Consider the following 20,923-nt stretch of genomic DNA (forward strand, 5'->3'; position numbering starts at 1 on the left):
TTCGGATACGGCAGCCGTCGGCAGCCGTATGAACCGCCGCAACAGTAGCCCGCTGCGGCGGCGGTGCGTCAACTGGTTTTCGTGCAGACGTGGCCGTTGAGATAGAAGTCGTACGGCGGGGAGTTCTTGCCGCTCCAGGAGGCGATGAAGCCGAAGGAGAGGCTGCCGCCGGCGGCGACGGACTTGTTGTAGTCGGCCGCGGTGGCGGTGACGCGGGAGCCGTTCTGCGCGAAGCTCGCGTCCCACATCTGACCGACCTGCTGCCCGTCCCGGAACGACCAGGCGACCCGCCAGGTGTCGAGGGCGTCGGGGGACGTGACGGAGACGGTGGCCTGGAAGCCGTCGGGCCACTGGTTGACCAGCTTGTACGCGACCTCGCAGGCGGCCGGCTCGCTCTTGTCGGGCACCGGTTTGCCGGCGGCCGTGGACTGGGAGGTGCCCTGGGGTTCCGGGTCGGAGTCCTTCTTGTCGCCGGTCTTCGTCGCGGTGGCGGACGTCGTCGGGGAGGCGGGCGGCGACGAGGTGGCGGGAGGCAGGGACGGGCGGGGGGCCGCCACCGGTGAACTGTCCGTCGGGGCATCGTCCTTGGCGGCATTGTCGTCCATGCCGCCGAACGGCATCATCGACACGGCCAGCGCGAGCAGCGACACGAGGACGGCGGCTACGAGGAGGCCGTTGCGCACGACGCGCGCACGGTTCGTACCGGTCCTGGGCTCCCGCTCCCCGTCGGCCGAGTCGGGTCGCCCGGCGCCGAGGCGCACCTCGGCCGCCCGGCGGCGGCGCTCCAGGTAGGCGAGGCCGCCCCAGCCGATGACGCCGCCGGCGAGCGCCACGGGCAGCCCGCCGCCCTGCGCACGCAGACAGGCGGCGGCCTCCGCGCAGTCCACGCACGTGGCGAGGTGGCGCGAGAGGTCCGGCGGGATGTCGGCGGCGGGCGACCTGGTGATCGCGTCGAGCAGGCGCGCGTAGCTGCGGCACTGCGCGTCCATCGGTGTGTCGAGGTGGGCGCGGTGGCAGCGGTCCCTGAACAGGCCCCGTACCTGGGCGAGTTCGTCGCCGACGAGGGCCGGGTCGAGGCCGAGCCGACGGGCCACCGCGGGCAGCGGCAGCGCCTCCACCTCGGCCAGCCACAGCAGAGCGGCGTCCGGTTCCTGCAGGTCGCGCAGGCCGCGCAGGGCGAGCGGGCGCCGCAGCGGAAGTCCGGTATAGCGGGCGGCCTTGTCCGAGTTGAGCCACAGGCGCAGGTCGGGGTCGAGGTCGTCGCCCTGTCCGCCTGCCTCCCAGGCCGCCGCCGTGGTGCGTACGGCGGTCAACAGCAGGGGGATCACGGGGAGTCGGGGCGAGCGGCGGCCGGTGCTCCGGGCACTTTCGGTCTCGTCGGCTCGGGCCTCGCGTATCCCGAGCGCGAACGCCTCCGTGGCCAGCTGTGTGGCCGCGGCGGCGCCGGCGGTGCACAGATCGGCGTAGGAAAGGACCGCGTCCCAGCACTCGGAGAACATCGCGGCCTCGGCGGCGTCCTTCGGGGTCGGCAGGTCGGGCATGAGTCTCCTGCATCCACATGCGAGGTCAACTCGCCTTATTGGCAACGGAGTTGTGGGGAACCTCGCGGCAGGGCCCGAGCCTTTCACGGCTTCCACACAACTGACAAGCACCCTATTCAAATTCGGTTACCGGCAGTGCCGCGACGGTGGCCGCGGGTGGGTGGGCGGCCGGTCCCCCCGACCCGGCCGCCCATCCTTTGCCGCGGTTGCCCGTCTTACCGGTTGGAGTACTCGCCCGCCACGACCCGACCATGTACGTCGAGGGCTTCGGTCGCGTACTCCTGCATCCACTCCTCGGTGCTACGAGAGTTATACGGAAGGAACGGCCCGACGTATCGATCGCGGCCGCATCAATCCGTCGGTCACGCCTTGGCCGGCTCCTCGGCGGAGGGCTCCCGTGCCGGAAGGCTGTCCATGAAGGAGCTGACGGAGAAGACCGCGCGGCCGGGTCCGGGCGGGCCGTATCCAGGCGGGGAGTTGAGGCCGAAGTCGTCCATGGTGGCGCGGTAGGCCTCCAGCAGACGGATGTGGTACTCGAGCGGGGCGCCCTGCGGGTTGGCCTTGCCGAGCGGGGTCGTGGGCTCGGGGCACCAGGTGGTGAAACGGGGCGTGATGCCGTGCGACATGAAGAAGCGCAGGCCCTCGGTGGTCGACGCGATGGCCTCGTCGACGGTCGTGAAGCCGAAGGGCTCGGCCATCTCCACGCCCGCCACGAAGTTGGGGATGACGTTGCGCGCGCCGAAGACCTCCGCCGAGTCGAGGATCCGCTTGTGCCACTCGTCGCGGCCGACGTAGCGCTCCTTGCCCGGGCAGTACAGCTCGAACAGACGGCGGTCCCACACCTCGTAGTTGGGGTGGTAGATCTGCACGCCGTAGTCCTTGAACCGCTGCACGTCGTCCTTGGGCAGCGCCTGGGCGACGACCTTGCCGATCCAGCGGTTCGGGAAGTGCTCCTCGATGGCCTTGGCGTACATGCCGTAGAAGTCGGCCTCGTCGCGGCCCTGGAGCTTGGACGTGATGGCGCCGCCGGTCAGCGTGTACGCGGTCGACACCTTCGCGGTGTCGTACCGGTCGATGATCTCCAGCGCCTCGAGGACCTCATCGACGTCCTTGACGCCCGTGTACGGCCGCCCGGCGGCCTTGTGCTGGCGCCAGTTGTGGTTGATGTCGCAGTACTGGCACTCCTCCTTGGCGCCGAAGTACTGGCAGACGCGGAAGACGGTGAGGTAGATCAGGTAGCCCCACTGGATGGTGGGGGCCACCTCCATCACGGACTTCCCGTTGGAGAGCGTGTGCCGGTAGTACTCCGGCATGGGCGGCACACCGACGTCGGCGATGCGCTTCCCATCGAGGTACAGCCCGAGCACGCCCTCGTCGTCGGCGGCGACGCGGTAGGGCGAGGTCGGGTTCACGCGCACGGAGACGACGGTCCGGCGCAGGTCGTACGGCCCACCGGTGAGGATGATCTCCTCCGGCGGCCGCCTGAGCGCGGCCTCGCCCAGCTCCGGCAGGGTGCCGTGGTCGAAGGAGAAGATGAAGTACGACTTCGGCTTGACCTCTCCGGATTCGTTGTCGCTGAGCGCGGACGGGTCGAAGGCCACCCCGCCGCGCAACAGGTCCTCTTTGAAAACGGCCTCCCGCGGTACGTGCGGGAACCGCTCCATCAGATCCTCGACCAGTGCGGTACGGCTGCCCATCCCCACTCTCCTTCCGGCTCAGGCGTTCGACTCCTCACGGTATGCCCCTGCGCAGGCGTCAGCCGTGCCGGGTCCCCTCGCGTCGCCCGATGTGTGCCGGCAGAGGGAGCTCGGACGACAGCTGGGGGTCGGGCACAGGCGCGCCCCAGGTGGTGGTGAGCGGCAGGGTGCCGGCCCACAGACCGAGTTCCCCGTCGGGGCCGTCACCGTCGTCGGGGGCGCCCGTGCGGATCTTGACCGAGGCCTCTTCGAGGGAGAGGGCCAGGAGGGTGGTTGCGGCGAGTTCCTTGCGGTTCGGGCTGCGGGCGTACGACCACTGCCCCGGCGCCGCGTGCTCGGTGACGCGGCGCAGGCCTTCGAGCTTCTCCTGCGGATCGGTGACCTTGCGGGCCTCGCCGTGGATCATCGCGCTGCGGTAGTTGACGCCGTGCTCGAACACGGAGCGGGCGAGGACCAGGCCGTCGACGTGCGTGACGGTGACGCAGACCGGCGTCCCGCCCGCGAGACTGCGGCTGGCCACGGAGCCGTGCAGGTAGAGCTGCCGCTCGTCCCGCCCGTAGACCGTCGGCACGACCAGCGGCCGCCCTTCGACCACCACGCCCAGATGACACACGAACCCGGCGTCGAGGATCGCCTCCAGATCGGCCCGCTCGACGCTGCCCTGCTCGCGAAGACGGCGATGGCGGGTGCGATCGGTCTGCGGGAGGGTGGCGGGCAGCGGCTCGTGGCTCATAACGTCGCAGGCTACTGATATCGCGAAGAAATCACCACGGGCTTACGGGATCGATATTCGGCACACTTCAGGACGACGAAATCCGCAGCGATCGAAGGTCGAGCGACGCTCACGCCTCCCTCTCCAGCGCCGCCGGATCCACCCCGTACGCCAGCCCCTCCCCCGCCACCCACCGCGCCGCCTCCTCAGCGACCGTGCGGCCGAGGCGGGCCACCTCGTTGCCCTGGGAGCCCGCGAGGTGCGGGGTGACGAAGGCGTTCGGGAGGTCGTAGAGGGGCGAGTCCGCGGGTAAGGGCTCCGGGTCGGTGACGTCGAGGACCGCGGAAAGGCGCCCGGTGCGCAGTTCGGCGATCAGCGCCTCGTGGTCGACCAGGCCGCCGCGCGCCGTGTTGATCAGCACCGCCCCGTCGGGCATCAGGGCCAGCTCGCGCCGGCCGATCAGGTGCCGGGTCTCAGGGGTCTCGGGCGCGTGCAGCGTCACGATGTCCGAGGTGCGCAGCAGGTCGTCCAGCGGGAGGAGCGGTACGCCGAGCGCGGCGGCCTGCGCCTCGGTGACATACGGGTCGGTGAGGCCGGGACGCAGCTCGAAGGGGCGGAGCAGGTCCAGGAGACGGCGGCCGATGCGCGAGGCCCCGACCACGCCCACGCGGCGGCCGTGGTTGCCGATGCCGGGGACGAACTCCCAGCCGGGGAAGGCGCGTTCGGTGCGCAGCCGGTCGCGGGCGGCGAGGACCTCCTTGCCGGCGAGGAGGATCATCGCGAGGGTGTACTCGGCGACGGGGATCGCGTTGGCGGCGGCCGCCGAGGAGACCGCGATGCCGCGCCGCCAGACCTCGGGGGTGACGAAGCCCTTGACCGAGCCCGCCGAGTGCAGCACCGCGCGCAGTTCGGGCGCCGCGTCGAGGGCGGCCGCGTCCAGGCGGGGGCAGCCCCAGCCGGTGACGAGGATCTCGGTGCGGGCCAGCGTGTCCCGGACGCGGGGGTCGGTGAAATCCTGGGCCACCCGGGTGGGGTCGATCCGCACGGATTCCCGCAGCTGCGCGAGCACCTGGGGCGGGAAGACCTGCGGAACGTTCTGTGCGGTCATGGCGAACAGCGCCTGGGGACGCTCGGGCAACGAAGTGACCTTCCGGCTGGGCCGCGCAGAATCGAAGTGGAAACCGCTCTCTACGGTAGGCGGCGGCGAATGAGAGGGTCAACGCACATGCACACGCCGGAGGGACGACAGGGATGACAGGGATGCCGGAGACGGTCACCAACTGGGCGGGCAACATCACCTACACGGCCAAGGAGCTGCACCGCCCCCACTCGCTCGACGCGCTCACAACCCTCGTGGCCGACAGCGCGAAGGTGCGCGTCCTGGGCAGCGGGCACTCTTTCAACGAGATCGCCGAGCCGGGCCCGGAGGGCGTCCTGCTCTCGATCGCCGGGCTGCCGCCGGTGATCGACGTGGACACCACGGCCCGTACGGTACGGGTCTCGGGCGGCGTCCGGTACGCGGAACTGGCCCGCGTGGTGGACGCGCACGGGCTCGCGCTGCCCAACATGGCGTCGCTGCCGCACATCTCCGTGGCCGGTTCGGTCGCGACCGGCACGCACGGCTCGGGGGTCGCCAACGGGTCGCTGGCGTCGGCCGTGCGCGAGGTGGAGCTGATCACGGCGGACGGGCGGACGGTGCGGATCGCGCGGGGCGACGAGCGCTTCGAGGGTGCGGTCACTTCGCTGGGCGCCCTCGGTGTCGTCACTACCCTCACGCTCGACCTGGAGCCGTCCTTCGAGGTCGAGCAGTACGTGTTCACCGAACTCCCCCTCGCCGGGCTGGACTTCGAGACGTTCGAGACGATCGCGGCGGCGGCGTACAGCGTGAGCCTGTTCACCGACTGGCGGGAGCCCGGCTTCCGGCAGGTGTGGCTCAAGCGGCGCACCGACCGGCCGCTCCCGGACTTCCCGTGGGCGGCACCGGCCACGGAGGCCCTGCACCCGGTGCCGGGGATGCCGGCCGTGAACTGCACCGAGCAGTTCGGTGCGCCGGGGCCGTGGCACGAGCGACTGCCGCACTTCCGGGCCGAGTTCACGCCGAGCAGCGGCGCCGAGCTGCAGTCCGAGTACCTGCTGCCGAGGCACTGCGCCCTCGACGCGCTGCACGCGCTCGACGCGATCCGCACGACGGTCGCGCCCGTGCTGCAGATCTGCGAGGTGCGGACCGTGGCCGCCGACGCGCAGTGGCTGAGCCCGGCGTACGGTCGGGACACGGTGGCGCTGCACTTCACCTGGGTCGAGGACACCGAGGTCGCGCTGCCGGTGGTGCGGCGGGTGGAGGAGGCACTGGACGCCTTCGACGCGCGCCCGCACTGGGGGAAGGTGTTCACGGTGCCGGCCGAGGTGCTGCGGGAGCGGTATCCGCGGCTGGGCGACTTCCGGGCACTGGCGCGGACGCTGGATCCTGACGGAAAATTCGCCAACCCCTTCGTGCGGACGGTGCTGGTCGACTGAGGCCCGGGAGACTTTATAAAGCCCCTTTCCTAACCCCTTGTCGAAAGCCCCTCGCAGGCCATAGCCTTGCGCCGCGCCGGTGCCGACGTGCCCTGGCCATGAGCCGTAGGGGCAGCGAGGGGAGTTCGATGAAGCGCGGCACATCACGTGACATCCGCACCGCGAACCGCTACGAGGTGCTGCGCCAGATCATCGCCGCGTCACCCACCTCCCGGCAGGAGCTGGCGGCCGCCACGGGGCTGAGCCTCGCCACGGTCGCCACGCTCGTCGGGGAACTCCTCGAGCTGCGGATGATCACCGAGGTCGGGTTCGAGGACTCGGCGGGCGGCCGCCCCCGGGGCCTCGTGGCCGTCAACGCGTCGGGAGGTGCGTTGATCGGCGTCGACATAGCGGAGACGTACGTCCATGTCGAGCTGTTCGACCTCGCGCTGAACGTCCTGGCCCGCGCCGACGAGGACGTCCGCCCCGGTGAGAGCCGCCCCGAGCAGATGGTGGGCCATGTCGCCGCCGCCGTCGGGTCCGTGGTCATGCAGGCCGGGATCGAGGGCGCGCGCGTGCTCGGCGTCGGCGTGAGCGTGCCGGGGCAGGTGGACCGCGCGACCGGCATCTCGGAGTACGCGCCCAACTGGGACTGGCACGACGTGCCCCTGCTCGACCTGCTCACCGAGCACATCGCCTACCCCCTCTACCTGGACAACCCGCTGCGCGCCGTCGCGGTGGCCGAGCTGTGGTTCGGGGCCGCGCGCGGGCGCGGGGACACCGTGGTCGTCAACCTCGGCACCGGTGTGGGCGCCGGACTCCTGCTGGGCGGCGGGCTGCACCGGGGCGTCAGCAACAGCGCCGGCGAGTGGGGCCACAACACCATCGTCCTGGACGGACGCCTGTGCCACTGCGGCAACCACGGCTGCGTGGAGACGTACGTCGGCGCTCCCGGCATCATGCTCAACCTGCAAGAGCTCAGCCCCGACAGCGCACTGCTGCACCCGGAGGACCAGACGGCCACCATCGACGCGCTGGCCAGGGGGCTGCGGGAGCAGGACCCGGTGGCGCTCAAGGTGGTCCGGGACACCGCCCGCTACCTCGGTGCCGGCATCGCCGACCTGGTCAATCTGTTCAACCCCGAGGTGGTCGTGCTCAGCAGCTGGGTCGCGGCCACGCTCGGCGAGCCGCTGCTCGCCGAGGTGCGCGAGGCCGTCGCCCGGCACGCGCTGCCGCGGCCGATGGCCGCCACCGAGATCGTCCTCTCCACGATCCCCACCGACCCGGCATGCCTGGGCGCGGCGACGTTCGCGCTCGAAGGGGCGCTGCAGTCCGTCGGGCAGAGGAATGCGAAACGCACCACCCCCGCAAGGAGCCGTACCGCACCACCTTCATGACGACGGAAGGGATGCACGTGACTCACCCCCAGCCGAGAAGATCGGTCCTGTTGACGGCCGCAGCCGCGCTCGCCGTCGCGGGACCGCTCATATCCGCTCCGCCCTCCTCGGCCGCCACCCCCACGGCGGCCGAAGTCTCCCCGCACGCCGCCCAGACCATCGACGACATCGGTGCCTCGGGCGCCTGGTGGGTCAACGACCTCCAGCACTTCAAGCCGCAGGTGCAGGCCCAGGTCGCGAACCTGCTGTTCTCCCAGCAGGGCCTGGACCTCAGCTCGTACCGCTACAACATCGGCGGTGGCGGCACCGCGGTCACCACCCCCGCCCGCGCCGCCCAGGACTTCCTGAACTCCGACGGCTCCTACGACTGGACCAAGGACAAGGGCGGCCGGACGTTCCTCAAGTACGCCGCGCAGTACGGCGTCGAGGACCTGATCGGCTTCGTCAACAGCGCGCCCGCCGAGTGGACGACCAACGGCCAGAGCTGCGGCGGCCAGTTGAAGACGGAGAACGAGTCGGACTACGCCAAGTACGTGGCGGACGTGACCGACCACTTCGCCCGGCAGGGCGCGAGGTTCGACTACATCAGCCCCTTCAACGAGCCGGACAACGACTTCGGTGACTGCGGGCAGGAGGGCATGAAGGTCACGCCCGACCAGCGCGACGACATCGTGCGGGCGCTGGGTGCCGAGCAGAAGGCCCGGCACCAGAAGACATCGGTCATCGCCGACGAGTCCAGCCAGACGACCCAGTTCGTGTCCGAGGTCCCGCAGTGGATCTCGCAGCCGGGCACCGCGCAGTACGTGTCCGCGCTCGCCCACCACACGTACAACAACCCGAACGACGGGCAGTTGGGCAACGTCTACGAGACGTCGAGGACGGTCGGCAAGAAGTCCTGGGCCACCGAGATCTGCTGCTTCGGCAAGGGCAGTACGGGCTGGAACCAGGAGTACGACCCCACGATCGACAACGCCCTGCTGATGTCGCGGATCGTCTACAAGGACTTCGCGAGCTCCCACGACTCGGCGTTCCAGTGGTGGGTGGCGCTCGCGAGCGGCTACGGCACCTCGCCGACCGAGAAGAACGACGTGGGCTGGAACGACGGCCTGATCTACTACGACCCCGACTACGCGACGAACGGCAACCAGAAGCTGTACTTCACCAAGCGGTACTACGCGCTCGGGCAGTACAGCAAGTTCGTCCGGCCGGGCTCGGTCGCGCACAACGTGACCGGGGCGCCGGACGGGGTCGAGGTGTCCAGCTATGACCGGGACGGCAAGTGGGTGGTCGTGGTCAACAACCACAACACCACTGACACTCCGCTGAGTCTGCACTTCAACAACAAGGCGCCGGTGCGGGCCTCGCAGGCCGTACGGACGTCGGCCACCGAGGACTGGGCCAAGGTGGCCAAGCCGTCGGTGAGTTCGGCAACGGCCTCGACGACCCTCGCGGCCCGCTCCATCACGACGTACGTCTTCGACCAGAAGGGCCACGGCAGTTCGGCCGTCACGGGCGCGCTGCAGGGCAAGCAGTCCGGCAAGTGCCTGACCGCGGACACGTCCGGTGCCGCCATCGGCACCTGCACGGGCGGGGCCGAGCAGTCGTGGTCGTACGACGCGAAGGGCGCGCTGAAGGGCGTGAACGGCTATCTGACGGCCGGGAGTTCGGGCCTGACGACGACCCCCGACTACACCGGTGACGCCGGCCAGCGCTGGCTGCTCAACGCCAACGGCCAGATCCTCAGCGAGGCGTCCGGCAAGTGCCTGGACGTCAGCGGCCAGTCGACCGCCGACGGCAGCAAAGTGATCCTGTACAGCTGCAACGGCGGGACCAACGAGGTCTGGAACAGAAGCTAGCCACCCTCACATCGAGGGCCGCCGGCCACACCCTGACCCGGCGGCCCTCACCCCACGCACCACCCCCTGCGCACCACCCCTGCGTTCGGAATTCCGAACCGGATTTAACGCTTCGAACAGACTTCGTCCAACCCCTTGCCGAAGCCTTAGCCGAAGGTTAACGTCCCCGCACCGCAACGCAATTTGAGCCACCTACGCGCTGAAGCAGTGGAGCCGCAGCCTCAGCCGCAGCCGGAATCGAGACAAGGACGTCAGCATGTCGGCAATGAGCAACAACAACTGGTCCCGCCGATCAATCTTCCGGGCCGCCGCGGGCATGGCCGCAGCAGGCACCCTCGCCGCGTGCGGCAGCAACAACGGGCGTGGGGGCGGGTCCGGTTCGGGCAAGCAGCTCGTCCAGTACTTCCACGCCTACGGCGAGGCAGGTACGGAGCAGGCCATCAAGCGGTACGCGAAGGCGTACTCCAAGGCCAACGTGACCACCAACTGGATCACGGGCAACAACTTCGAGGCCAAGCTCTTCTCGTCCCTGCTCACCAAGCAGGCGCCCGACGTCTTCGAGTTCCACCCGCAGCTGCAGATGGTCAAGAGCGGCCAGGTGGCCGACCTGAGCGACATCATCGACCCGGTCAAGGACGACTTCAACCCGGCCGACATCAAGTCGCACACGGTCGACGGGAAGATCTACGGGATACGGATGATCGACGACCCGCAGTTCTTCTACTACCGCAAGTCGATGCTGGAGAAGGCCAAGGTCGACGTCCCCACCACCCTCGACGAGCTGCTCGAGGCCGCCGCCAAGCTCACCACCAGCAAGGTCAAGGGCGTCTTCCTCGGCAACGACTTCACCGCGATCCAGAACCCCATCATCTTCTCGGCCGGCGCCGACACCATCGACGCAAACAACAAGATCGCCTACCACACGGACGGCGTCGTCGAGGGCCTCAAGCAGCTCCGCAAGCTGTTCACCAGCGGCAATGTGCTCCTCGACGCCCCGACCGACTTCTGGGACCCGTCCTCGCTCGACCAGGGCCTGTGTGCCATCCAGTGGGGCGGCATGTGGTCCATGCCGGTCATGCAGAAGGCGCTCGGCGACGACCTGGGCATCTTCCCGTTCCCGAAGATCGGCAGCAGCGGCAAGCTGTCGGTCTACAACGGCGGCTGGTCGATGTTCGTCAACGCCAAGGGCAAGAACGTCGACGCGGCCAAGGAGTACGTCAAGTGGCTGTGGATCGACCAGAAGAAGTACCAGGAGGACTGGGCGCTGTCCTACGGCTTCCACATCCCGCCGCGCACCTCGATAGCCAACGGGGCCACGAAGCTCAAGTCCGGCCTGCCCGCCGAGGCCGTGAAGCTCTTCACCGACTACGGCCACTTCGACAACATCTCCTACGACCAGACCATGCAGACCGCGTTCGCCGACGTGATCGCGTCCTCCGTCCGTAAGGGCGGCAACCCGGAGGCCGCACTCGACACGTGCGACAAGAAGGTCAACGTCGAACTCAAGAAGCTGTTCGGATAGGCCGCCGGGAAGACTACGACATGTCGACCACCACCACGCGCGGGGTCGCCCAGCCCGCCCCGGCCAAGGCCTCCAAGGCCCGGCCGCGGCGGGGCCTGCGGGGCAACGCCACCCTGAACTTCTGGCTCTTCACCGGGCCGTTCCTCATCGGCCTGGTGATCTTCGTCTTCGTCCCCATCGGATGGAGCATCTGGCTCAGCTTCTTCAACGCCCGCTACACCGTCACGCCGAGCACCTTCGTCGGCTTCGACAACTACAAGCAGATCCTGACCAACAGCAACTTCCCCGACTCGCTGCTGACGTTCACCGTGTTCGCCGCGTTCATCGTGCCGACCACCTGGGCGCTGTCGCTGGGTCTGGCGCTGCTGGTGAACCGGCTGCGGTTCATGCGGGCGTTCTTCCGGTCGGTGTTCTTCCTCCCGACCGCCTGCTCCTATGTCGCGGCCTCGCTGATCTGGAAGATGTCCATCTTCAGCGGCGTCCGCTTCGGCCTGGCGAACACGGTCCTCGGCTGGTTCGGCGTCGACAACATCGCCTATCTGGCCGACCCCAGCCCGCCCTGGTACTGGCTGGTCATCCTGACCCTGCGTCTGTGGCTGCAGGCCGGCTTCTACATGATCCTGTTCCTGGCGGCGCTGCAGAACATCCCGGCGGAGCTGTACGAGGCCGCCGCCATCGACGGCGCCAAACCGGGCTGGCAGACCTTCCGGTACATCACGCTGCCCCAGCTGCGGGCCACCACGACCGCGGTGATCCTGCTCCTGCTGGTTGCCGCCTATCAGGCCTTCGACGAGTTCTTCAACATCATCGGGACCAAGGCGACCTGGGCCCAGACACCCCTCATGGAGCTCTACAAGACGGCCCTCGGCACGAGCCAGGACTACGGCGCCGGCAGCGCCGGCGCGGTCATCCTGTCGCTGCTGATCTGCATCGTCACCCTGGCCCAGGGCAAGATCATGGGCTTCGGAAGGGGGGAGGAGTCCAAGTGACCACCACCGCACCGCAGGTTGCCAAGAACAGCAGTAAGCGCGGGAGGATCTTCAGCAACACGGGCCTGTACGTGGCCGTCAGTGCGGCCGCCGCGTTCTTCCTGGTCCCGTTCTATCTGATCGTCCGCAACTCCCTCTCCACGGACCAGGAGATCACGGGCGAGAACTGGAAGCTGCTCCCCTCGTTCCAGTGGGCCAACATCTCCGAACTCTTCGACGACCCGACGGTCGAGTTCGGCCGCTCCCTGTGGAACTCCTTCGTCGTCGCCACCCTGATGACCGTCGGCACCCTCCTGGTCTGCTCGCTCGCCGGCTACGGCCTGGCCCGCATCCCCTACCGGCACGCCAACAAGGTCTTCTACGCCGTCCTGGCGACCCTGATGGTCCCGACGGCCGTCACCTTCGTACCGAGCTTCGTACTGGTCTCGTCCCTCGGCTGGGTGGACACGTACCGTGGCCTCATCATTCCTGGCCTGTTCAGTGGTTTCACCTGCTTCCTGTTCCGGCAGTACTTCTTGGGGTTCCCCAAAGAGCTGGAGGAGGCGGCACGCGTGGACGGGCTCGGCTACTGGGGCGCGTACTGGCGGATCGTCGTACCCAACTCACTGAACTTCTTCGCGGCGATCGCCACGATCACGTTCATCAGCGGCTGGAACGCCTTCCTGTGGCCGCTGGTCATCGGCCAGGACCCGAGCTCGTGGACCGTCCAGATCGCGCTCTCCTCCTTCATGACCAACCAGACCGTCAACTTCCATCTGATCTTCATGGCCACCGCCATTTCCATCCTGCCCCTGGTGTTCGTCTTCCTCTTCCTCCAGCGCTGGCTGGTCCAGGGGATCGCACAGACCGGCATCAAGGGCTGACCCTCCTCTCACGACCTGGAGACCGATGTCTTTCCGCACGACCCCGGCCATCGACTACGTCGAGGACGTCTCACCGGGCAGCGGGGCCCTCCCGCCCCGCGCCTGGTACGCGTCCTCGGACGCGGCGTCGCTTTCCCTGAACGGCAGTTGGCGGCTTCGTGTGTCGCCGACCGCCGACGCCGAGGACGACTCGTTCGCCGAGGAGGGCTACGACGCCGGGGACTGGGCCGAGGTCGCGGTCCCCGGCCACTGGGTGCTCCAGGGCGACGGCGCGTTCGGCCTGCCCATCTACACGAACCACCTCTACCCCTTCCCGGTCGACCCGCCGCACGTCCCGACGGAGAACCCGACCGGCGACCACCTGCACGTCTTCGACCTGCCCGCGGACTGGCCGGCCGACGGCGGTGCGGTGATCCGCTTCGACGGCGTGGAGTCCTGCGCCCGCGTCTGGCTCAACGGCACGGACATCGGCGAGTTCAAGGGCTCCCGGCTGCCGCACGAGTTCGCGGTCGGGCACCTGCTGAAGCCGAGCGGCAACGTGCTGGCCGTCCGCGTGCACCAGTGGTCGGCGGGCTCGTACCTGGAGGACCAGGACCAGTGGTGGCTGCCCGGCATCTTCCGTGACGTGACGCTGCTGCACCGCCCGGCGGGCAGCGCCCTGGACTTCTTCGTGCACGCCTCCTACGACCACGTCACGGGCGAGGGCACCCTGCGCGTCGACTCCGACGTCGACGGGCGGGTGTCCGTGCCCGCCCTGGACATCGATGTCGCGACCGGCGAGTCCGTGACGGTCCCGGTCGAGGCGTGGACGGCCGAGACGCCGAAGCTGTACGACGGTGTGCTGGTCACCGAGGGCGAGCGCGTGCCGCTGCGTATCGGTTTCCGTACGGTGGAGCTGGCCGACGGCCTGATCAAGGTCAACGGCACGCCCCTCCTGTTCAAGGGCGTCAACCGGCACGAGTGGCACCCGGAGAAGGGCCGCGCGCTCGACCTGGAGACCATGCGCGAGGACGTGCTGCTGATGAAGCGGCACAACATCAACTCCGTCCGCACCTCGCACTACCCGCCGCACCCGGCCTTCCTCGACCTGTGCGACGAGTACGGCCTGTGGGTCATCGACGAGTGCGACCTGGAGACCCACGGCTTCACCGAGCAGGCCTGGCGGGACAACCCCGTCGACGACGACCGCTGGACCCCGGCCCTCCTCGACCGTGCGGCCCGCATGGTCGAGCGCGACAAGAACCACCCGTCGGTGGTCATCTGGTCGCTGGGCAACGAGGCCGGCACCGGCCGCGGCCTGACCGCCATGGCCGAGTGGATCCACGGCCGGGACTCCTCGCGCCTCGTGCACTACGAGGGCGACTGGGACTGCCGCGACACCGACATGTACTCGCGGATGTACGCCTCGCACGCCGAGGTCGAGGCGATCGGCCGGGACCTGGACGGCGGCACCCACAAGCGACGTGCACTCCCCTTCATCCTGTGCGAGTACGCGCACGCCATGGGCAACGGCCCCGGTGGACTGGCCGACTACCAGCAGCTGTTCGAGACGTACGACCGCCTCCAGGGCGCCTTCGTCTGGGAGTGGATCGACCACGGCGTCAAGCATCCCGAGCTGGGCTACGCCTACGGCGGCGACTTCGGCGAGGAGCTGCACGACGGGAACTTCGTCTGCGACGGACTGCTGTTCCCGGACCGGGCTCCGTCGCCGGGGCTCGTGGAGTTCAAGAAGGTGATCGAGCCCGTCTCCTTCGACGGCTCCGACACCGCCGTGCGGGTCACGAACAAGCAGGACTTCGCCGACCTGTCCGCATTCGCCTTCGAGTGGTCCTACCAAGTGGACGGCGAGACCGCCGAGTCGGGCTCCCTGTCGGTGCCCGCGCTCGCCCCGGGCGAGTCGGCCGACGTGAAGCTGCCCGAGCCGCCCGCCGATCACAGCGGTGGCGAGGCGCAGTGGACGGTGCGGGCCTCGCTGGCGACCGACACTGCGTGGGCGCCCAAGGGCCATGAGGTTGCATGGGGCCAAGTCCCGGTGGCAGCACGGCAGTTGCCGACGGTCCCGGCGACCGACGGCCCCGTCCTGAGCGAGCGTGTCATCACCCTCGGCCCGGCCTCCTTCGACACCCGCACCGGTGCGCTGAAGACGATCGGCGGGGTCGAGGTGGACGGCCTGCGGCTGGACGTGTGGCGGGCGACCACCGACAACGACGAGGGCGCGGAGTGGCTGACCGGCACTCGCTACGCGGAACTGTGGCGCAAGTACGGCCTGCACCGCATGCGGCACCGGATCGACTCCGTGGAGCTGGAGGACGACGCGCTGACGGTACGGACCCGGGTGGCGCCCGCCGCCTGGGAGGTGGGCCTCGCCACGGTGTACCGCTGGACCTCGGACGGCAACCGGCTGAAGCTGACGGTGTCCGTGAACCCGGAGGGCGACTGGTCCGCGCTTCCACTGCCGCGGCTCGGCATCCGCTTCGGGCTCGACGCGAGCGCCGACCGTGTGCGCTGGTTCGGCGGCGGTCCCAGTGAGGCCTACCCCGACACCAAGTCGGCTTCCCGGCTGGGCCGTTGGGAGTCCACGGTCGACGGGCTGCAGACGCCGTACCTCCGCCCGCAGGAGAACGGCGCGCGTGCCGACGTCCGTTGGGCGGAGATCGGCGGGCTGCGGATCGAGGGCGGCCCGGAGTTCTTCCTCAGCGCCCGCCGCTGGACGACCGAGCAGCTGGACGCGGCCACCCACCTCACCGACCTCACGGCCGGCGACACGGTCTGGGTGAACCTCGACCACGGCCTGCACGGCATCGGCACGGGCTCCTGCGGCCCGGGTGTGCTGCCGCAGTACACCCTGCGCGCCGAACCGGCCGAGTTCTCCTTCGTCTTCTCGGAGCTCCATTGACGGACACGGACATAGGGTCCCGCGCGGCCGACCGACTCTTCAGCCGGTCGGCCGCGGTCGCGTCCTGTGTGGGGTTCGTCCTCATCGGCATGCTCCAGGCGCTCTACGGCCCCGCGGTGCCGGGCCTGCGCGAGGAGTTCGGTCTGTCCCCCTCGGGCGCCGGCCTCGGCCTGAGCCTGCACTTCACGGGTGGCGTCGCGGGCGTCCTGGCCTTCAACGCGATCCACTCCCGGATCAGCAACAGGACGCTGCTGGCGGCGAGTTACGGCCTGATGGCGCTGGGCGCCGCGGGCTTCGCGCTCGCCCCTAACTGGCCGCTCGCCCTGGCGGCCGCGTTCCTCGGCGGTCTCGGCTTCGGCGGTATCGACTACGGCCTCAACCAGCTGTTCGCCGTCGGCTTCGGCGACCGCTCCACGGCCATGCTCAACGTTCTCAACGCCCACTTCGGCATCGGAGCGGTGCTCGGCCCGGCGGTGGTGGCGTGGCTTGGCCCGAACAAGTACCCGTACGCCTTCGGGGCGTGCGCGATGCTGGCGGTGCTCTTGGTCCCGCTGGGCTCAAGTGGCGTACGTACGAAGAGATCTGACGGTGCGCCGGCTCCTCCCGCCGAACGCGGTCTCGGGCTCTCCCGCATCCTCGTCGGCTTCCTCGTCCTCTACATCCTCAATGTCGCGGTGGAGGCGGGCGTGGGCGGCTGGGAGCCCACCCATCTCGAGACCGTCGGCTACAGCGCGACCGTGGCCGCCTCGGCGACCTCGGTGTACTGGCTGATGATGACGGCGGGCCGTTTCCTCGTCGTGCCGCTCACTCTGAAGCACTCCCCCGAGCGCATCCTGACGATCTGCGCGGCCGGCATGACCGTGTGTCTGCTGTTGGCACGTGTAAAAGGAGTGGCGCCGGTGGCGTACGCCGGTGTTGGGTTGTTCATCGCGCCGGTCTTCCCGACCGGTCTGCCCTGGCTGAACAGGGCACTTCCCCAGGCGAAGCGCGCCGGTGCCTGGGTCATCGCCGCGTCGATGATCGGCGGAGTGGCGGCTCCCCCGCTGTTGGGGGTGGGCATCGAGGCCTCGGGCATCCACGCGGTCCCCTGGCTGCTCACCGTGCTCTCCGCCGCCTCGCTCGCGGCGACCGTCTGGCTGATGCGACTCACCCGGAGGTACGTCGATTGATCGGCAGCATCGAGGTCCGTGGCCTGTCCCGCACCTTCCACACCACCGTCCGGCGCCCGGGCCTCACCGGCGCGCTCCGCTCTCTCGTCAACCCGGAGCGGGCCGCCAAGCATGCCGTCTCCGACATCAGCTTCGATGTGGCGCAGGGCGAACTCCTCGCCCTGCTGGGCCCGAACGGTGCCGGCAAGTCCACCACCATCAAGATGCTCACCGGCATCCTGACGCCCACCTCCGGCGAGGCGCGGGTCGCGGGCGTGGTGCCGTACGAGGACCGGCAGCGCAACGCCCTGAACATCGGCGCGGTGTTCGGACAGCGCACCCAGTTGTGGTGGGACCTGCCGGTGCGGGAGTCGTTCGCGATCCTGCGGGACATCTACGACGTGCCGAAGGCCGAACACGCCGACCGGCTGCGGGAGTTCGACGGCATCCTCGAACTGTCCGCCTTCTGGGACACCCGCGTCCGCCACCTCTCCCTGGGCCAGCGCGTGCGCTGCGACCTGGCCGCGGCCCTGCTGCACGACCCGCCGGTCGTCTTCCTCGACGAGCCGACCATCGGCATGGACGTGGTGGTCAAGGAGCAGGTCCGCGAGTTCCTGCGCCACCAGGTGGAGCAGCGCGGGCGTACGGTCCTGCTGACCACGCACGACATGACGGAGGTCGAGCGGCTCGCCGAGCGCGTCGTCCTGATCAATCACGGGCAGCTCGTCCTCGACGGCACCCTCGACGAGATCCGCCGCAGGTTCGGCTCGACGTGGCAGGTGCGGGCGACGCTCGCCGACGGGCACGCCGACGTCGTACCGCCGCCGGGCATCGCGGTACTGCGGCACGACGGCCCGCGGGTGGTCTTCGGCCCGGACGGGCCCGACGCGCCGACCGTGCACCAGGCGCTCAAGGCGGTCATCGAGCGCTACGAGGTGACCGACATCGCCATAGACGAGGCGGAGTTGGAGGACGTGATGCGGGCCGCGTACGCGCATGCTGGGCCCGCGGCGGAGGGGGTCTGAGATGGCGGTCCTGCACGCGTGGCGCACCGCCCGCGTCACGCCGCTCGGCGAGTTGCACTCCCCGCCCCGGATGACGGCCGTCCTGGTCCGGCTGACCGTCCAGGTGGTCCTGGTCGCCTCCCTGTGGAACGGCCTGTACGCGCACACCGGATCCACCGCGGGACTCAGCCGCGAACAGGCGATCACGTACGCCGTGCTGGCCGTACTGGCGTCCCGGCTGAGGGAGTTGGACCAGTACGCGGGCCGGGACACCGTCATCCAGCACATGCACTTCGGCACCATCGTCTACTGGTATCTGCGCCCGCTGCCGCCCGCCCGCTACCACGCGCTGCGCGCCCTCGGCGAACAGGTCTACGGCGCCGCGTGGGCGCTCGCCGGTTACGCGGTGTGCCTGGCGGCCGGGGTGATCGAACCGCCCGCATCGGCCGTCGTCGCCGGGGTGTTCGTGGTCAGCCTGCTGCTCGGACAGCTGGTCCTGTACTTCGTGATGCTCCTGCTGGACCAGCTGTGCTTCTGGACCATCCGCAACAACTCCGCGATGCTGATCCTGATCTTCGCGCAGAACCTGCTGTCCGGGGTCTACGCCCCGCTGTGGTTCTTTCCCGGCTGGTTCCGCACCATGAGCACCTTCCTGCCCTTCCAGGCGACGCTGAGCGTGCCGCTGTCGCTGTACGTGGGCCGGATCCAACTGTCGGACGCGGCCGGTCAGTTGGCGCTTCAGGCCGTCTGGGTGGTGCTGCTCTTCCTGTTCACCCGGTTCCTGTGGCGGCGGGCCGCCCAGCGAGTCATCTCCCAAGGAGGCTGATGCCTATGAATGCCGTCCGGATCGCCTGGCGCATCACGCGTCTCAACATCCGTGCCCAGATGGAGTATCGGGTCGAGTTCCTGCTGAACATCGCGATCGGCGCGATCTGGCAGGTGTCGGTGATCGTGTTCGCCACCGTGCTGCTGGCCCGGTTCACCGGCATGGGCGGCTGGGACAGCTCGGAGGTGCTCCTGATCCCGGCGACACGGATGCTGGCGCACGGGCTGTTCGTGCTGTTCCTGGGCCGGATGCACGGGCTGGGCCGGTTCATCCAGGAGGGGCGGATCGACATCTACCTGATGCGGCCGATGCCGGTCCACCGTCAGGTGCAGCTGCAGTTCTTCCCCACCAACGCGATCGGCGACATGACCGTGGCCGTCGGTCTGATGATCGGCGCCCTGTCCCGCAGTCAACTCGACTGGTCGGCAGGGCGGATCACCTATCTCGTCGCCTGCCTCATCGGCGGCATGCTCCTGGAGGCCGCCCTGTTCACGGCGGTGGCCTGCGCGGCGCTGCGCTTCCCCGCCGCCGACTACTGGGGCCGCTGGCTGGAGGAGCTGCTCGGCACCTTCGGCAGCTATCCGCTGAACGTGCTGCCGAGGGCGGTGGGCGGCTTCCTCACCTTCGGCCTCCCGCTCGCGTTCGTCGCCTACTTCCCCGCCGCGGTGCTCACCGGGCACGGCCACGACACCGGAGTCCCGTACTGGCTGGCGGCGGCCTCCCCGCTGCTCGGCGTCCTCGCGTATCTCGGGGCACGACTCCTGTGGCGCTGGAGCCTGAACCACTACACGGGGGTGAACGGATGACCGGCACCGCGACGGCATCCGCCGATTTACGGACGCGTCTCGCAGTACGCCTGGTGTTCGTCATCCTCGGCGGTACGCAAGGCGGTTGGATGGCCCGGATCCCGGCGATCCGGGACCAGGTCGGCGTGGACACGGCCCGGTGGGGTCTGCTCAGCAGCTCCTCGGCGGCCGGTGACCTGGTCGCGATCGTCCTGATCACGGTACTGATCGGCCGCGTGAGCACCCGCCTGCTCGCCCTCGCGGCCTCGACCGTCGTACTCCTCAACGCGCCTGTGCTGGCCGGGGCTTCGTCCGTCCCCGCCCTGGTGCTGGGCCTGACGGTGTGGGGCGTCGGGGCGACCTTCCTGGCCACGCCGGTCAACGCGCTCGCGGTCGCGGTGGAGCGCGCCCACGGCCGGCCTCTCATGTCCGGCTTCCACGCCTGCTACAGCGTCGGCGTGCTGGCGGGCGGCACCCTCGGCACACTCGCCGCGGCAACGGACGTCCCACCGGGGGTCCAGATGGCGATCAGCAGCGGTGTCCTCGGGACGCTCCTGCTGATCCTGGGCGCCCGGCTGCCGGAGGATGCTGCGGTCCACACGGAACAACGCCGACCGCTGCGTGAGCGCTTCACCCCCCACCTGGTGCTGCTCGCCGGCATCGCGTTCCTGGGTTCCTTCGTCGAGGGGGCGGCCTCCCAGTGGAGTTCGGTGTACACGGCCGACTTCCTCGACGAGGGGGCGGCGCTGGGCGCGGCGACGTACACCTGCTTCTCGGTGGCGATCCTCGTCGGGCGGCTGCTGGGCGACCGGTTCGTGGCCCGGCTGGGGCGGCGGGTGTTCCTGCGCGCCTCGCTGCTGACGGTGGCGCTGGGCGTGACGGTGGTCGTCGCACACCCCGCGCTGTGGATGTCGCTGACCGGCTTCACGGTCGTCGGCCTGGGTATCGCCTGCGTACTCCCGTCGGCGATCGCCCTGGCCGGCCGCCAACCGGGCGTCCCACCCGGCGAGGGCGTCTCGGTCATCACCATCGGCCAGTGGCCGGGCTTCCTGCTGGCGGGCCCGGCGGTGGGCCTGCTCGCGGGGGCGACGAGCCTTCGGGGGGCACTGGGGGCGCTGGTGGTGGCGGGGGTGGGGGCCGCGGTGTTGGTCAGGTGGGTGGTGGTACCCGACGGCAACTGATCTACCCTCGGCG

The 20,923-nt window shown here is 69.6% G+C and carries 16 protein-coding genes; 12 read left to right on the forward strand and 4 right to left on the reverse strand.

All coding sequences use genetic code 11. The features are described 5' to 3' along the window. Window positions 1-68 precede the first annotated feature (68 nt). The 4 genes from OG303_RS12910 to OG303_RS12925 all read right to left on the reverse strand — a co-directional run bounded on the left by OG303_RS12910 (window position 69) and on the right by OG303_RS12925 (window position 5,088). A complete protein-coding gene (locus OG303_RS12910; RefSeq protein ID WP_405867989.1) occupies window positions 69-1,541 on the reverse strand; it encodes a cellulose binding domain-containing protein in 1,473 nt (490 codons plus the stop codon). Between the two features lie 362 nt (window positions 1,542-1,903). After that, window positions 1,904-3,238: a radical SAM protein gene (locus OG303_RS12915; RefSeq protein WP_405867991.1), complete on the reverse strand. Its 1,335-nt coding sequence runs from the start codon at window positions 3,236-3,238 to the stop codon at window positions 1,904-1,906. A gap of 58 nt (window positions 3,239-3,296) precedes the next feature. After that, window positions 3,297-3,971: a pyridoxamine 5'-phosphate oxidase family protein gene (locus OG303_RS12920; protein ID WP_405867993.1), complete on the reverse strand. Its 675-nt coding sequence runs from the start codon at window positions 3,969-3,971 to the stop codon at window positions 3,297-3,299. Between the two features lie 109 nt (window positions 3,972-4,080). After that, on the reverse strand, window positions 4,081-5,088 hold the full coding sequence (locus tag OG303_RS12925) for a hydroxyacid dehydrogenase (RefSeq protein ID WP_405867995.1): 1,008 nt from the start codon (window positions 5,086-5,088) through the stop codon (window positions 4,081-4,083). Between the two features lie 122 nt (window positions 5,089-5,210). Here OG303_RS12925 and OG303_RS12930 point away from each other — a divergent pair, with 122 nt between their 5' ends. The 12 genes from OG303_RS12930 (at window position 5,211) to OG303_RS12985 (ending at window position 20,910) form a co-directional block, all read left to right on the forward strand. Continuing rightward, window positions 5,211-6,464 (forward strand): D-arabinono-1,4-lactone oxidase, encoded by a 1,254-nt coding sequence (locus OG303_RS12930; protein ID WP_405877233.1) that lies wholly within the window; start codon window positions 5,211-5,213, stop codon window positions 6,462-6,464. Between the two features lie 128 nt (window positions 6,465-6,592). Further along, a complete protein-coding gene (locus OG303_RS12935; RefSeq protein WP_405867997.1) occupies window positions 6,593-7,840 on the forward strand; it encodes an ROK family transcriptional regulator in 1,248 nt (415 codons plus the stop codon). Between the two features lie 11 nt (window positions 7,841-7,851). Further along, a complete protein-coding gene (locus tag OG303_RS12940) occupies window positions 7,852-9,696 on the forward strand; it encodes a glycoside hydrolase (protein WP_405867999.1) in 1,845 nt (614 codons plus the stop codon). 256 nt (window positions 9,697-9,952) lie between these two features. Then, window positions 9,953-11,218, forward strand: a complete 1,266-nt coding sequence (locus tag OG303_RS12945; protein ID WP_405868001.1) for an ABC transporter substrate-binding protein — start codon at window positions 9,953-9,955, stop codon at window positions 11,216-11,218. Window positions 11,219-11,238: 20 nt separating this feature from the next. Continuing rightward, a complete protein-coding gene (locus OG303_RS12950) occupies window positions 11,239-12,207 on the forward strand; it encodes a carbohydrate ABC transporter permease (RefSeq protein WP_405868003.1) in 969 nt (322 codons plus the stop codon). Beyond that, entirely contained in the window at window positions 12,204-13,070 is an 867-nt protein-coding gene (locus OG303_RS12955; RefSeq protein WP_405868005.1) for a carbohydrate ABC transporter permease, read from the forward strand. The genes OG303_RS12950 and OG303_RS12955 overlap by 4 nt, the downstream gene beginning before the upstream one ends. Window positions 13,071-13,095: 25 nt before the next feature. Next, window positions 13,096-15,966 carry a glycoside hydrolase family 2 TIM barrel-domain containing protein gene (locus OG303_RS12960; RefSeq protein WP_405868007.1) on the forward strand — a complete coding sequence of 957 codons (2,871 nt, stop codon included), beginning with the start codon at window positions 13,096-13,098 and terminating at the stop codon, window positions 15,964-15,966. Window positions 15,967-16,055: 89 nt separating this feature from the next. Beyond that, window positions 16,056-17,135 carry an MFS transporter gene (locus OG303_RS12965; RefSeq protein WP_405877235.1) on the forward strand — a complete coding sequence of 360 codons (1,080 nt, stop codon included), beginning with the start codon at window positions 16,056-16,058 and terminating at the stop codon, window positions 17,133-17,135. Continuing rightward, complete coding sequence (locus OG303_RS12970) at window positions 17,132-18,139, forward strand: ATP-binding cassette domain-containing protein (RefSeq protein WP_405868009.1); 1,008 nt, start codon at window positions 17,132-17,134, stop codon at window positions 18,137-18,139. Before OG303_RS12965 ends, OG303_RS12970 begins: the two co-directional genes overlap by 4 nt. A 1-nt stretch (window position 18,140) precedes the next feature. Continuing rightward, the gene (locus OG303_RS12975; RefSeq protein ID WP_405868011.1) at window positions 18,141-18,944 is read left to right on the forward strand and encodes an ABC transporter permease; all 804 of its coding nucleotides are present in this window, start codon (window positions 18,141-18,143) and stop codon (window positions 18,942-18,944) included. A 5-nt stretch (window positions 18,945-18,949) separates the two neighbouring features. Next, a complete protein-coding gene (locus tag OG303_RS12980) occupies window positions 18,950-19,750 on the forward strand; it encodes an ABC transporter permease (protein ID WP_405868013.1) in 801 nt (266 codons plus the stop codon). Next, a complete protein-coding gene (locus tag OG303_RS12985) occupies window positions 19,747-20,910 on the forward strand; it encodes an MFS transporter (protein WP_405868015.1) in 1,164 nt (387 codons plus the stop codon). The genes OG303_RS12980 and OG303_RS12985 overlap by 4 nt, the downstream gene beginning before the upstream one ends. The last annotated feature ends 13 nt before the right edge of the window (window positions 20,911-20,923 follow it).

The sequence above is a fragment of the Streptomyces sp. NBC_00005 genome, assembly GCF_045160215.1.
In the GTDB taxonomy this organism is placed as follows: domain Bacteria; phylum Actinomycetota; class Actinomycetes; order Streptomycetales; family Streptomycetaceae; genus Streptomyces.

Excerpts from the sequence above, each read along its gene's own strand:
- OG303_RS12915 (WP_405867991.1), bottom strand. The coding sequence starts at position 3,238 with ATGGGCAGCCGTACCGCACTGGTCGAGGATCTGATGGAGCGGTTCCCG.
- OG303_RS12945 (WP_405868001.1), top strand. The coding sequence starts at position 9,953 with ATGTCGGCAATGAGCAACAACAACTGGTCCCGCCGATCAATCTTCCGG.
- OG303_RS12930 (WP_405877233.1), top strand. The coding sequence starts at position 5,211 with ATGCCGGAGACGGTCACCAACTGGGCGGGCAACATCACCTACACGGCC.
- OG303_RS12950 (WP_405868003.1), top strand. The coding sequence starts at position 11,239 with ATGTCGACCACCACCACGCGCGGGGTCGCCCAGCCCGCCCCGGCCAAG.
- OG303_RS12920 (WP_405867993.1), bottom strand. The coding sequence starts at position 3,971 with ATGAGCCACGAGCCGCTGCCCGCCACCCTCCCGCAGACCGATCGCACC.
- OG303_RS12975 (WP_405868011.1), top strand. The coding sequence starts at position 18,141 with ATGGCGGTCCTGCACGCGTGGCGCACCGCCCGCGTCACGCCGCTCGGC.
- OG303_RS12985 (WP_405868015.1), top strand. The coding sequence starts at position 19,747 with ATGACCGGCACCGCGACGGCATCCGCCGATTTACGGACGCGTCTCGCA.
- OG303_RS12960 (WP_405868007.1), top strand. The coding sequence starts at position 13,096 with ATGTCTTTCCGCACGACCCCGGCCATCGACTACGTCGAGGACGTCTCA.
- OG303_RS12940 (WP_405867999.1), top strand. The coding sequence starts at position 7,852 with ATGCACGTGACTCACCCCCAGCCGAGAAGATCGGTCCTGTTGACGGCC.
- OG303_RS12965 (WP_405877235.1), top strand. The coding sequence starts at position 16,056 with ATGCTCCAGGCGCTCTACGGCCCCGCGGTGCCGGGCCTGCGCGAGGAG.
- OG303_RS12935 (WP_405867997.1), top strand. The coding sequence starts at position 6,593 with ATGAAGCGCGGCACATCACGTGACATCCGCACCGCGAACCGCTACGAG.
- OG303_RS12910 (WP_405867989.1), bottom strand. The coding sequence starts at position 1,541 with ATGCCCGACCTGCCGACCCCGAAGGACGCCGCCGAGGCCGCGATGTTC.
- OG303_RS12980 (WP_405868013.1), top strand. The coding sequence starts at position 18,950 with ATGAATGCCGTCCGGATCGCCTGGCGCATCACGCGTCTCAACATCCGT.